15 protein-coding genes are annotated in these 13,140 nt (G+C 36.6%); 4 read left to right on the top strand and 11 right to left on the bottom strand.

Features of this window, described 5'->3' with window-relative positions; translation table 11 throughout:
- Positions 1-38: 38 nt before the first annotated feature.
- The gene (locus tag FJ651_RS05580) at positions 39-803 is read right to left on the bottom strand and encodes a lysophospholipid acyltransferase family protein (protein WP_140989474.1); all 765 of its coding nucleotides are present in this window, start codon (positions 801-803) and stop codon (positions 39-41) included.
- A gap of 68 nt (positions 804-871) precedes the next feature.
- On the opposite strand from FJ651_RS05580, the gene FJ651_RS05575 reads away from it, so the two are divergent.
- Complete coding sequence (locus tag FJ651_RS05575; RefSeq protein WP_140989473.1) at positions 872-1,114, top strand: GlsB/YeaQ/YmgE family stress response membrane protein; 243 nt, start codon at positions 872-874, stop codon at positions 1,112-1,114.
- A gap of 123 nt (positions 1,115-1,237) precedes the next feature.
- Positions 1,238-2,209, top strand: a complete 972-nt coding sequence (gene trpS, locus FJ651_RS05570) for a tryptophan--tRNA ligase (RefSeq protein WP_140989472.1) — start codon at positions 1,238-1,240, stop codon at positions 2,207-2,209.
- Here the strand turns inward: trpS and dprA are convergent.
- A complete protein-coding gene (gene dprA / locus FJ651_RS05565) occupies positions 2,206-3,309 on the bottom strand; it encodes a DNA-processing protein DprA (protein WP_140989471.1) in 1,104 nt (367 codons plus the stop codon). The genes trpS and dprA overlap by 4 nt on opposite strands.
- Positions 3,310-3,410: 101 nt before the next feature.
- On the opposite strand from dprA, the gene FJ651_RS05560 reads away from it, so the two are divergent.
- Complete coding sequence (locus FJ651_RS05560; RefSeq protein WP_140989470.1) at positions 3,411-4,349, top strand: HU domain-containing protein; 939 nt, start codon at positions 3,411-3,413, stop codon at positions 4,347-4,349.
- Between the two features lie 48 nt (positions 4,350-4,397).
- Positions 4,398-4,907: an acyl-CoA thioesterase gene (locus FJ651_RS05555; protein WP_140989469.1), complete on the top strand. Its 510-nt coding sequence runs from the start codon at positions 4,398-4,400 to the stop codon at positions 4,905-4,907.
- On the opposite strand, the gene FJ651_RS05550 is transcribed toward FJ651_RS05555, so the two are convergent.
- The 9 genes from FJ651_RS05550 to atpG all read right to left on the bottom strand — a co-directional run bounded on the left by FJ651_RS05550 (position 4,904) and on the right by atpG (position 13,095).
- Complete coding sequence (locus tag FJ651_RS05550; RefSeq protein WP_140989468.1) at positions 4,904-5,248, bottom strand: HepT-like ribonuclease domain-containing protein; 345 nt, start codon at positions 5,246-5,248, stop codon at positions 4,904-4,906. The two genes, FJ651_RS05555 and FJ651_RS05550, sit on opposite strands and share 4 nt — an antisense overlap.
- Positions 5,217-5,540 (bottom strand): nucleotidyltransferase family protein, encoded by a 324-nt coding sequence (locus tag FJ651_RS05545; RefSeq protein ID WP_140989467.1) that lies wholly within the window; start codon positions 5,538-5,540, stop codon positions 5,217-5,219. Before FJ651_RS05545 ends, FJ651_RS05550 begins: the two co-directional genes overlap by 32 nt.
- 71 nt (positions 5,541-5,611) lie before the next feature.
- Positions 5,612-6,826: a murein hydrolase activator EnvC family protein gene (locus tag FJ651_RS05540; protein WP_140989466.1), complete on the bottom strand. Its 1,215-nt coding sequence runs from the start codon at positions 6,824-6,826 to the stop codon at positions 5,612-5,614.
- Positions 6,826-7,608, bottom strand: a complete 783-nt coding sequence (locus tag FJ651_RS05535) for a DUF4292 domain-containing protein (RefSeq protein WP_246085311.1) — start codon at positions 7,606-7,608, stop codon at positions 6,826-6,828. The genes FJ651_RS05540 and FJ651_RS05535 overlap by 1 nt, the downstream gene beginning before the upstream one ends.
- Positions 7,609-7,614: 6 nt before the next feature.
- Positions 7,615-8,976 carry a tetratricopeptide repeat protein gene (locus FJ651_RS05530; RefSeq protein ID WP_140989465.1) on the bottom strand — a complete coding sequence of 454 codons (1,362 nt, stop codon included), beginning with the start codon at positions 8,974-8,976 and terminating at the stop codon, positions 7,615-7,617.
- A gap of 35 nt (positions 8,977-9,011) precedes the next feature.
- Complete coding sequence (locus tag FJ651_RS05525) at positions 9,012-10,031, bottom strand: sugar phosphate nucleotidyltransferase (RefSeq protein WP_140989464.1); 1,020 nt, start codon at positions 10,029-10,031, stop codon at positions 9,012-9,014.
- Between the two features lie 135 nt (positions 10,032-10,166).
- Positions 10,167-10,601, bottom strand: a complete 435-nt coding sequence (dut, locus tag FJ651_RS05520) for a dUTP diphosphatase (RefSeq protein ID WP_140989463.1) — start codon at positions 10,599-10,601, stop codon at positions 10,167-10,169.
- A 12-nt stretch (positions 10,602-10,613) separates the two neighbouring features.
- Positions 10,614-12,074, bottom strand: coding sequence for an oligosaccharide flippase family protein (locus tag FJ651_RS05515; RefSeq protein ID WP_140989462.1), 1,461 nt, complete (start codon positions 12,072-12,074; stop codon positions 10,614-10,616).
- A gap of 160 nt (positions 12,075-12,234) precedes the next feature.
- The gene (gene atpG / locus FJ651_RS05510; protein ID WP_140989461.1) at positions 12,235-13,095 is read right to left on the bottom strand and encodes an ATP synthase F1 subunit gamma; all 861 of its coding nucleotides are present in this window, start codon (positions 13,093-13,095) and stop codon (positions 12,235-12,237) included.
- Positions 13,096-13,140: the final 45 nt, after the last annotated feature.

Below are 13,140 nucleotides of genomic sequence, written 5' to 3'. Positions count from 1 at the left end.
AGATTAGTTATTGCTCTAAAGCAATGATGACGAAAAAGCTACTTTGTGTCAAGGTAGCTTTTTTTATTTGTTTTGTCTTCTAATAAAGTGGATAATATAACGGTTCTCGCTTGTTCATTAATTTGTTTGGCAAAATGAAGTGTTAAACCTGTTGTATCAATAAATTGATGTACCACTGCTCTTAACCTTCCGGGACCACCACTAAAGAATGTATATGAAAAACGCTTTTTACAATCTAAAAAGGTCATTGGTACAATAGGAATTTGATGGTTGATAGCCAATCTAAAAGCACCATCCTTAAACGTATCTAAATCTATGTGCTCTTCAGGAACACCACCTTCGGGAAAGATACAAATACTCAATCCTTGTTTTAAACGGCGCTGCGCTCTTAAAAAAACCGCCTGTCTGCTTTTGGCACTGTTGCGGTCTACTAAAATACAAGTGCGCTTGTAAAAAAAACCGAATAACGGAATTTTAGCCAATTCCTTTTTACCCACAAACACAAACGGATTTTTTATAGTTTTTAACATTAACATAATATCAATCATCGAAGTATGGTTAGCAATAAACAAATAACTTCTACCTAATTCAGGTTTTTCATGATATTTAATTTTTGTTTGAAATCCCATTCCTATGAGAATAAACTTGGCCCAAATACGCGCTAATTTAAAAAAATAAGGATACCAAGATTCTTTTAAAATGGAAATAACCAATAACGGAAACAACACAATAATTGGTAGGGCTACCAAAAAGTAGAACCAAATGCGATATAACAACCAAAACGGATATTTAAATAACTTCATTACGGTGTAAAAATAGCATTTAATAAATATTTATTAAATTTAGAGTACAATTTTAAACTTAAACAATCATGGGACTATTGTATTCATTACTTATTGGAGCACTTGCCGGCTGGATAGCAGGTAGTTTAATGAGAGGTGGCGGATTTGGACTGCTGTTAAACATTATTTTAGGCATTATTGGCGGTTTGGTAGGTAATTGGGTGTTTGGCCTATTGGGCATTTCGGTGTCTGACGGGTTTATTGGAGACCTTATTACCGGTGCTATTGGCGCCATTGTTCTGCTTTTTATTGCAGGATTATTTAAAAAATAAGCCGAAAAAGTCTGAAAAAGCTTAAAAGTGATTCAGCATTGAGTCACTTTTTTTTGTTGCTAAGTATGGTTACATTTGTGGCTTGTTTAACATAATAGATTCCCGCTTTCGCGGGAAGTGGACATGGCAAGAATACTTACAGGCATACAAAGTACCGGTACACCGCATTTAGGCAATATTTTAGGGGCGATTATCCCGGCTATTAAACTTTCTGAAAATAAAGACAATGAGTCTTTTTTATTTATAGCCGATTTACACTCGCTTACCCAGATAAAAGAGGCGCAAACACTCAAGCAAAATACCTTTTCTACGGCAGCTGCGTGGTTGGCATTTGGCTTAAATCCAGAAAGAACGGTATTTTACAGACAAAGCGATGTGCCACAGGTTACTGAACTGTCTTGGTATTTAAGTTGCTTCTTTCCTTACCAAAGATTAACGCTGGCACACAGTTTTAAAGATAAAGCAGATAGGTTGGAAGACGTTAATGCGGGTTTATTCACTTACCCAATGCTCATGGCAGCCGATATTTTATTATACGATGCTGAAATTGTTCCCGTTGGAAAAGACCAGCAACAACATCTTGAAATGACCCGCGACGTGGCTTCGCGCTTACATGCCAAAATGAATGCAGAGGTATTTGTATTACCCGAAGCCGATATACAAGAAGACACCATGCTTATTCCCGGTACCGATGGCGAAAAGATGAGTAAAAGTAAAGGTAACATCATTGACATTTTCTTGCCCGAAAAACAATTGCGCAAACAAATTATGAGCATTCAAACCGATAGCACACCTTTAGAAGCGCCAAAAAACTGGAAGACCTGTAATTGTTTTGCCATTTACAGTTTGTTAGCCACACCAGAAGCTGTAGCAAACATGAAATCCAATTACGAAAAAGGTGGTTACGGTTACGGTCACGCCAAACAAGCTTTGTTTGAATTAATTTTGGACAAGTTTGCCAAGCCGCGAGACACTTACAATTACTACATAAATAATACCGCTGCTATTGATGCTGTATTAACCTCCGGGGCGGAAAAAGCTTCTAAGGTTGCCAATGAGGTTTTAGGGAGAGTGAGAGGTGTTTTGGGTTATTAAACCACCTCAAACAGTTTACCCGGCAGCGGCCTTATCACACCTTTTAATTCCATATTGAGTAATATGCCGGCAATTTTAAAAGTTGGCATGTCGCATTTTAAGGCAATCACATCTAACAATTCTTTACCGTTATCTTTTAGAAAATTATAGATGATTTTTTGTTCAGTATCTAATTCTACGAACAATTGTTTTTGAATAATGGGTTGTTTCTCTTCTTCCAGTTTCCAATTCAACATTAAGGGAATATCTAAAGGCGTAGACAACAAATGCGCCTTTTGAAACTTGATTAAATTGTTACAACCAATGCTCATGCTGTCGGTAACTCTTCCGGGAACGGCAAACACATCTCTATTGTAACTATTGGCAATATCTGCTGTTACCAAACTACCACCTTTTTCGGCCGATTCAATTACTATGGTGGCTTCGCTTAAACCGGCAATAATACGATTGCGTTTTAAAAAATTGTTGCGATCAAACACATCACTACTCCAAAAATCGGTTAAAAAGCCGCCGTTGGCTTCAATGTCTTTCATGTATTTTTTATGAACCTTGGGGTAAATCTGGTTTAAGCCATGTGCCAAACAGCCTACAGTTTGCAAATTGTGTTTTACCGCAGCTTTCTGGGCCGTAATATCGGTACCATAGGCAAATCCTGAAACGATTACAGGGTTAAACGGCGCCAATTCTTCTACCAGTTTTTCGCAAAAGGCAATCCCATTAACCGTAATTTTTCTGGTGCCAACAATACTTATCAAACGTTGTTTTTTGAGATTGATATTACCTGCTTGAAATAATAATATCGGACTATCGATACAATGTTTTAATTTTTCGGGGTAGTTGGCATCTGTAAAATAGTGGTAAATAATTTGATGGTCTTCAATAAACTTAAGCTCATCTTCGGCTTCTTTTAAATGGTTAGTATCCTTTAGTGCTGATAACATGGTAGTGCCAATACCGTCTATTTTTTGAAGTTGATGCTTTTTTTCCTTCCAAACAGCTTCGGCACTACCACAGTGATTTATTAATTTTTTGGCAGTAATAGCGCCAATATTGGGCACGTGCTGTAAGGCGAGTGTATAAAGTAATTGTTCTTTAGTCATTTAAAAAAGCTAATCTAACTGCAATTAAATAAATTTCCCGATGTTAATAACTATGAAGCTTTAAATTTAATTCATTTTCAAAAATTTTTAACTTTGTTTTTATGCGATTAGATACTTACATAAGCGATTTACTTTATAGATACGACTGCGTTACAGTGCCCGATTTAGGTGCCTTTGTAACCAGCAGAGTTTCGGCAAAGGTGCACAGCGGCACCGATACGTTTTATCCGCCTAAAAAAATCATCACTTTTAACGAGCAAATTAAAACCAACGATGGTTTATTGGTAAATTATTTTTCTGAAGTTGAAAAAATACCCTTTGAAGTTGGTGCCCAAAAAATTGAGAAACAGGTTAAAGTCATCAAGTCCTTTTTAGCGCAAGGCGAAGTAATTAATTTACAAGACATCGGCGAGTTAAAACTCAATGCTGAAGGCCGTATGTTGTTTGAACCGTCGCAGCATATTAATTACCTTACCGATGCTTTTGGTTTGAGTCATTTTATTTCTAACAGTATTTCACGAGAAGTTTACAAAGAAGAAGCTGAAGCTTTAGAAAAAGTAATACCTATTGCCATAACACCTGAAAAACGCAACAACAAATCTTACTTAAAATACGCAGCCATTGCTGTATTAGGTCTTGCTATTGCCGGTACCGTTTATACCAATCAATACTTTAACAAAGTTGAGCAACACAATGTAGCAGCCCAAGAAGAGGCGTATGAACAAGTCGATAAAAAAGTACAGGAAGCTACCTTTGTAATATCTAATCCGTTACCGGTAGCTACGTTAAAACTCAACAAACAAACCGGACCGTATCATATTGTAGCCGGTGCTTTTAGAGTTGAAGAAAACTCCGTTAAAAAAGTACAACAACTCATTGATGCCGGTTATAAAGCCAGAAAAATTGGGGTCAACAAATACGGACTTCACGAAGTAGTTTACGACAGTTACTCAGACCGTGTGGAAGCTTTAAATGCTTTACGGAATATTAGAAACACGCATAACAAAGAAGCCTGGTTGTTGGTGAAGAATTTGGATTAAGCCTGCTATTTTAAATGTATCTTTGCAAGCGTAAATTGATTATATCTCATGCAACCCAAAACAGCCGAAGCTTCTAAAACTATTATGACCGATTTGGTTTTACCCAGTGAAACCAACCCCATTAACAATCTTTTTGGTGGCGAATTGTTAGCCCGTATGGATCGTGCAGCCAGTATTGCGGCACGCCGGCATTCGCGCCGCATTGTGGTAACGGCCTCGGTTAATCATGTGGCCTTTAATCGCGCTATTCCACTAGGTAGTGTGGTAACTGTGGAAGCTAAGGTATCGCGCGCTTTTACAACTTCTATGGAAGTGTTTTTAGATGTTTGGATTGAAGATCGGGAATCGGGTAATAGAGACAAAGCCAATGAGGCCATTTATACTTTTGTAGCAGTCGACGAAACCGGCAAACCGGTAACCGTACCTGAATTAATCCCCGAAACAGATTTAGAAAAAGAACGCTTTAACGCTGCGCTACGCCGAAAACAACTAGCGCTTGTATTGGCCGGTAAGATGAAACCACACGATGCTACGGAATTGAAGGCTTTGTTTGTTTAAAAACCTTCATTTAGAAGATTATTTACATTTTCTTTTAATTTTGGTAGGCTGTTCAGGACGATGCTCCAGACTAAATCGTCTGAAACGCTATCATAACCATGTATAATTCTATTGCGTGTTGCCACAATTTTATCGGCATTCTCTAAATTGATTTGGCTGTCGCTTTTCCTTATTCTATTTACGGCTTCTCCTATAATTTCCAAATTGCGCTCAATGGCACGTTTTGTTTTAATATCATTTTGGTAAGCTTCATATAACTTGGGTTTATCAAGATAATAGCTGTCTATTTCGTTAATAGACTGTAGTATATCAAATAACCAAGTTTTTATCTCGTTGTTCATAAACCAACTGTTTTGAAAGTTCAATAGATTGTTTTAAAAACGGATTTTTTAATGCCTGCTCTTCTAATAAATCTACTTCTCTTTTTAAAAGCTGTTCCAGTGCATTTTTTAAATTAAAATAATTATCTGCATAATCGTAAAGGTCAATATGCTCAAATTGAACCAAAAAATCCACATCACTAAATTTGTTAAAGCGTTCTGTTATTACAGACCCAAAAACAAAAAGTGTCTTTACATGAAATTTTTCACATAAATCCTTTATGGAGTCGGCATGTTTATCGATTAAATTCACTTTATAAAGTTAACAACTTTTAACCACATTTAACAGAATTTATGCCATTTACGCAAACCTTTAATAAATAGCTATTTAGCCAACCACAATTCAGGGTTTTCGGTTTGGTCTTCTTTGAAAATGGAAAAACGCAGTAAACTTTCGCCACCTGCATCTGTAAAAACTTCGCCTATGGTTTGTCCGGTACTAACTTTATCGCCCTTTTTCACGAAGATTTTTGACAAATTGGTATACACCGAAATGTAATTACCGTGCTTCACATATACCGAAGGATTACTGTATTTTGACAATTGAACTGCAAATACCTCACCATCAAAAACAGATTTTACAGCAGCGTTTGGCTCTGTGGCTATTCTAACACCATTACTTTTTATAGTCACATTCTTATCTATTAAAGATCTCTGGTTGCCGTAGCGCATTTTAATAACACCGCGCTCCACTGGCCAAGGTAATTTACCTTTATTAGCCACAAAACCGGCTGCCAATGCTTTTCCGGCAGGCGTTAATACAAATTTGCCTGTGTTGGTAGTATTGCCCGATGCTTTGTTAGAACTGGCAATGGCTTCTCTAATTAACTTTTTAATTTCGGCATCAATTCGATCAATTTCCTGCTGTTTGGCTTTAACCTGCTCTGAAAACTTCTTCAAATCATTTTTAATACTCGCCATTAAACTGGTTTGGGCCTTGAGGTCTTTTTCAATTTCGGCCTTGGCTTTACGGTTATCCTCAATTAATTTTTGTTTGTCTTCTTTCTGTTGCAAGAGCGTAACGTTTAAGGCTTGTAAAGTTTGGGTTTTTTCTTTAATGGCTTCGCCTTGTTGCTTTTGATAGTCGGCATATTGCTGCATGTATTGCAACCTCTTGTAAGCTTGCTTAAAGTTGTTAGACGACAATAAAAACATGACCCTGCTTTGTTGAGATTTGCTCTTATACGACTTAACTATCATGGCAGCATAATCGTCTTTTAATTGCTGTAATTGATTTCGTAGGTTTGAAATCTGATTTTGATTATTGTTAATTTCTCGTGTTAGAAGATTGGCTTGCTCATTGGTAATTTCAATTAAATTTTGCCTTACGCTTATTTTGTAATTGAGATCTTCAACCATGTTTAAAACCGATTTTTCTTTTTTCCTATTCGAAAATAACAGGTTGTTGATTTTTGTGAGGTCTTTTTGCAATTGCTGACGCTTAGCTTCCAGTTGCTTTTGCTTATCGGTTTGTGCCAGCAATGCTGTGTTAAAACACATGACCAACAGTAATATCGCTATTTTAAATACTCTTATCATTATTGCAGTACAATTTCCTTAAACCCATTTGGTATTCTAAATGGAAAACGCAAGTCTTCGTTTAAGCTTATGGATTTCATTTCCAGTTTAATTACAACCTCTTCATTATCTTGGTTGGCTAAAATTTCAATTTCTTCAGGGAACAATTGATTTTTTACAATTTGATATTTTTTATACTGCGCATTTAGCTGCCTGTTTTCTAATGGTTGAGAAATCATAAATCCATCCATTTTAAAGTGCGAAGGATTAAACAGCAGCATTAAATTGTAAAGTGCTTTTTGTTTTTTTGGAGATAAACTATACGAATTATTTGTGCTGGAAAGCATGTAAGTGTCTTTGCTTAAATTTAAAATAGACTCGCCTAAAAGTAAACTTTGTACCTGAAAAAAGTCTAATTCTGTGCCTAAAATTTCACTTAATATTTTATAGTCGCCATCAAAAAACTGATTGTTGAGTTTATCGTAAAACTGAACTTTATCAGGAGTAATTAAGGCTCTTGCCAGACCTAAGGTGGCACTGATCCAAATTGCTTTATCTTTTTCTATGCGAAGGGTAAGATTAAAACTCTGAGACTTTTTACCTTCGGTATATTCTAAATCTAATTTAGACTGAAGGGTTTTAAAATTGGCTTCTTGTTTTTGGGTTGATTTAATAAGCTGCTTAACAGACAAATCGCTGTCTATTTCTCCTGATGACAACACCGTTTTAGCCGTCTTGCAAGAACTTAAAACAGTCAAAAAAAGTACGACCATAAGTTTTAAGAAAAATGAAGCCTTTGTCATAAGTGATTATTGTGCTTTGTTAATGGCTGCTGCCTTTTCAGCAAACGCTTTACTTTGTTCAATATTATTAAGCTGCTTGTATGCTTCACTAAGCTGTGAATAAATATCGGCTTGCATTTTGGGGTTATCTATTAAAAATTCGAGCCCCATTTCTAAACTGTCAATAGCCTTTTGTGATTGTTTTAGTTGGTTATTGGCTACTCCATTAATGAGATACAGCAACGATTGCGCCGGAAACAAAGCCAAAGCCTCTTCTGATGAATCTGCCGCAGACTCAAACTGCTGTAGGTCTAATTTGAGCAATAAACTGTTTTTTAACAAATTGTAGTCAGTTGGATTTTGTTGCAAGGCTTGCTGATAAGTTTCTAAGGCTTTTTGTTTATTGCCTAATTTTAAATAATATGCTGCCAACTCAGTTAAAGATTCGGGTGTTTTTTCAGAATCAATTAAAGCGGTTAGCTGCACCAGCCTACTTTCGTATTGTGGATTATTGGCTACGAACTGTAATAAATTTTGAAGAATGGTGGTTTTGTCGTTATTATTAACCTGAGTACTTATTAAAGCTTTTTCAGCCGAAATGAATGCTTGTTCGGCTTGGTTGTTTTCAAGATAAAATTTGTACAAGGCTACGTGCACCAATTCTGAATCGGGCATTTCTTTTAGTAATTGCTGAGCGGTTTGAAAAGCGTTTTCGCGTTGGTTGTTTTGCTCATAGCTATAGATTAAGGCCAGATAATTGGCTTCGTTTAGGGGATTACTTTTGATGCGCTGTTGCAACTGTGAAATCTGCTCGTCTTCGCCGGCTGTTTGTTTAAAAATTTCGCTGCGCATATTTGTTCTTACGGGCGAATAGCCAAAGTTATTATCTAATTCATCTAATAACCTCAAAGCGTCATTAAACCTTTTTTCTCTTATAAACAATGAGGCTAAATCCTGTTTGTAATCGGGATGTTTGTCTTCTAACTGAAGTAATATGTCTATGGCTTTTGCATTGTTATTTTGTTGCACGTAAACTTCATAAAGCGGATCGAGCAACCAAAGTTCATTGGGTTTAAGCTTTAAGCCACTTAAAAAAGCAGCTTCGGCTTTTTCGTAATCTTTTAAACGTGTGTAATTTTTACCTAATTCCAGGTAAACTGCGGGTTCCTGATCGTTTAGTCGCTCGCATCTTAGTAAAAATTCTACAGCTCTTTCGTAGTTTTCAATACCGCTTTGTTTGAGTGCTTCAAAAAAGAATTCCTGGAAGTTATCTTCAACATTACCCAGATCGTCATCGGGTCTTTGATTAAAATCTATTTGGGCATAATTTATCCATGGCATTAAGAAAATACCTATGATGACAATGGGGATATAAATTGATAGCCTCAATCTAATGTTGTTTTAATTTTAATTGGTAGCAATAACTATTCCAAGGTGCTGTAATCTCCTATGCTAATCTGTTTAAACTCGCCATTAAAAAATACGTTATTGCCAATCATGGCTTGATTTAATTTAGCATTTTTAATGGTGCTGTTGTTTTGAATTAAACTATTGCTAAGTGTTGCATTTTCAATCACACAATTAGCTCCTATAGATACATATGGTCCAACGGTGCTGTTGACCAATTTCACATTATCACCGATAAAACATGGCTCAATAATCGTCGCGTTTTGTTTTGTTACGTTAGGAGATATTAGTTGCTCTTCGCCATCTTGGGAAATAAAGTCTAACATTTTGCCATTGGTTTCGAGCGTAACGTTTTTGTTGCCGCAATCCATCCATTCGTCAACCGTTCCGGTTTTAAAAATACGGCCTTCGGCCATCATACGCTTAATTCCGTCGTTGATTTGATACTCACCTCCATTGGTGATGTTTTCATCTAAAACTTCCTGTAATTTATGCTTCAAAACAGACACATCTTTAAAGTAATAGATACCTATCACAGCCTGATTTGAGACAAAGGTTGTTGGTTTTTCAACCAATTCAACAATGTCTCCCTTTTCGTTTAATTTTACAACGCCAAATGCTTCGGGGTTGTCAACTTCTTTGGTCCAGATGACCGCATCGGCTTCAGAATCTAAATTAAAAGTTGCGCGGATTAAAGTATCGGCGTAAGCAATAACAGCCGGACCGGAAAGTGATGGTTCAGCACACATAATGGCATGACCTGTTCCTAGTGGCTGATCTTGGCGATAAATACTGGCTTTGGCTCCAAGCGATTGGGCCAGTTTTGTTAAACTTTCAACTACCTCATCACCAAAAAACGCCGGATCACCCAACACGAAGGCTATTTCTTCTATGGGTTGCTTTAAAACTTTTACTATATCTTTTACCAATCGGTGTACGATTGGTTGACCTGCCACGGGAATTAGTGGTTTTGGTACTGTTAATGTATGTGGTCTTAATCTGGAGCCGCGACCGGCCATGGGTACTATTATTTTCATCGAAAAACTTGTTTTTCGTTTCCACGGAACTGGAAATCTATTTGTTATATAAATTTATTTGTGATTCAGTACTTAAAAAACACCCCTAAAGCGCCTCAAGGGGACCATTCAAAATCATCAATCATAATTCTTTTATCATTTAAAACCAGTACTCCCAAAACCACCTTCACCACGCTCAGTCTCTGTTAGCACTTCTACTTCAACCCACTCTGCGCGTTCGTGTTTGGCAATGACCAATTGGGCTATGCGCTCGCCATTCTCAATTATAAACGGTTCATTAGACAAATTTATAAGAATTACACCAACTTCACCACGATAATCGGCATCAATAGTGCCAGGTGCATTTAAAACGGTAATTCCTTTTTTGGCAGCAAGGCCACTACGCGGTCTTACCTGTGCTTCGTAACCTATTGGTAACTCAATAAACAAACCCGTTTTGATGATGGCTCGTTCTAATGGTTGTAAGGTAATTGGTGTTTCAATAGATGCGCGTAAATCCATGCCTGCTGAGGCTTCTGTTTCGTAATTTGGACTGGGATGCTTGGATTTATTAATAAGTTTTATTTTCATTATACAAAGTGTTTATCTTTTTATAAATTGACGAATTAAGTTTTTCTCGAAATGAATCACAACACCCAAAAATACGAACAACATGGCAATTCCTACAAAGTAATTGGTTCGATATAAGTAAAAGGAAATGAATGACAAGGTTGTTGATAAAACCAAGTATAATCCTATTTTATTTAAGTTATAGGGAATAGGATAGTATTTTCTTCCGAAGAAATAAGACAACAGCATCATTAAAGCATAAGCCGAAAGTGTTGCAATGGCAGAGCCGCGATAGCTCATGATTGGGATGAGCCAGAAGTTTAAAATCAAGGTAACAATAGCTCCAACCACCGAAATATAAGCGCCAAATTTGGTGCGGTCGGTTATTTTATACCAAACCGACAGATTGTGATAAATGCCTAAACAAAAATTGGCTAATAAAATGAATGGCACAACCCACATGGCTTCCCAATAGGCTTCACTTCTAATAATAAACGGCTTAATAATATCGGCAAACACCACTACCGATAGTAAAATAACAGATCCAAAAGCAACGAACAATTCCAAAATTTTGGCATAATTTTTCTGCGGATTTTGAGTGTTGGCGTGGCTAAAGAAAAAGGGTTCAATGCCCAATCTGTAAGCCGTTGCAAAAAGTGTCATAAACAAGGCCAATTTATAACAGGCCGAATACATGCCGATTTCGGTTTTGGCAATGTCTGGCGGTAACAAATAATCCAACAAAATTCTGTCGAAGGTTTCATTTATTGAAAAAGCAACGCCGGCAATCAGCACCGGAATAGCGTACTTCAACATTTGCTTCCACAATCTGGTATTAAAACTAAACTTAAGCTTAACATAAAATGGCGACATTAATAATAAGGTCACTAAACTTGCTATAAGATTGGCTATAAAAATATAATTGACTTCAAAATTGGGTTTATAAATAGCTTGAAAAAAGCCGGAATTAGCGGCTAAATCTTCCAACGCTAGCAAGAAAAATAAGTTTAAGCCTATATTGATAGCCACGTTTAAAATTTTAATAACCGCATATTTCATAGGTTGCTGCGTAGCGCGTAACCAGGCAAAAGGGACGATTACCAAAGCATCTAACATTAATATCCAAATAACCAAATTGATATAACTCACATTTAGATTGATGGCGTTAGCAATTTGATTTTGAAATAACAGCGCTATCATCACAAAAGCCAATGTTGAAAGCATTAACGAAATGCTGCTAGTACTAATTACTGTTGCTTTGTTAGATTCTTTGTTATAAAATCTAAAAAAAGCCGTTTCCATTCCGTATGCCAAAACCACATTAAATAAGACAAAATAGGAAAAAATAATAGTGACTTTGCCATACTCAGCCACCGAAGATAAAACACCTTGTGTTGTGTATAGCGGCACGAGCAAAAAACTCAGCATCCTTGGTAAAACCGTTGCCAAGCCGTAGATGGCTGTTTGTTTAAAAAGAGATTTGAGTGCGCTCAAGCTTTAGTTTATTGATTGCTAAAAGTAGGTATTCTAACAGTTTTTAGCAAAGCATTTTATATATTGTTATGTTCAGTATAACTGTTGTGTGTTGTGTTATATAAAATGAAAAACCCAACTTGTTTAAGTTGGGTTCATCTAAATTTTTTATCACCTAGACCTAGTTATTCAGCGCTTCTGCACCACCAACAATTTCAAGAATCTCATTGGTAATAGCAGCTTGGCGTGCTTTATTGTAAGTAAGTTTTAACTGATCTCTCAATTCGGTTGCATTATCTGTTGCTTTATGCATGGCCGTCATACGTGCACCGTGCTCAGCCGCGAAAGAGTCTCTTATGGCCTTATAAATTTGTGTTTTTAAAGACTTCGGAATTAAGGCTTCCACTATTTCAAGTTTTGAAGGCTCGAAAATGTAATCTAAATTTACATTGGCATCGGCTTGTGGTGGAACTATTGGCAAAAATTGCTCAGTCATCACAATTTGCGTAGCTGCGTTTTTAAATTGGTTGTAAACCAACTCAATTTTGTCTGCTTTGTGATTGACAAAAAGATCCATTAAAGATTGCGCAATATCTGCTGCGTTATTAAAGGTTAAATCGTCAAAAATATCACTTTTATTAGCCAATAATTTACCTGATTTCTTAAAGGCGTCATTCGCTTTTTTACCAATGGCTACGATTTGAACTTCAGCATTACTGTAATCGTTATTAATTAAGTGGTTGGCCGCTTTTATAATATTTGAATTAAAAGCACCACATAAACCTCTGTTTGAAGTAATAACAACCAATAACACCTTTTTTACTTCACGTTGTTCTGAGTAAACACTACCTGAATCTACATCTAAGGTAGCACTTAAGCTTTGTAACAACTCTGTGAGCTTATTGGCATAAGGTCTCATTGCCGTGATAGCATCCTGAGCTTTCTTCAATTTTGCAGCCGACACCATTTTCATGGCACTGGTGATTTGCATGGTTGAAGAAACTGAGGTGATTCTGTTTCGTATTTCTTTAAGGTTCGCCATAATCCTATCCTAAATCCTTTCCGGAGAAAAGGAATTTCTGGTTTT

Source organism: Paucihalobacter ruber (genome assembly GCF_006494535.1).
GTDB classification, from domain to species: Bacteria; Bacteroidota; Bacteroidia; order Flavobacteriales; family Flavobacteriaceae; genus Paucihalobacter; species Paucihalobacter ruber.
This window is presented reverse-complemented; position numbering and strand designations above follow the sequence as displayed.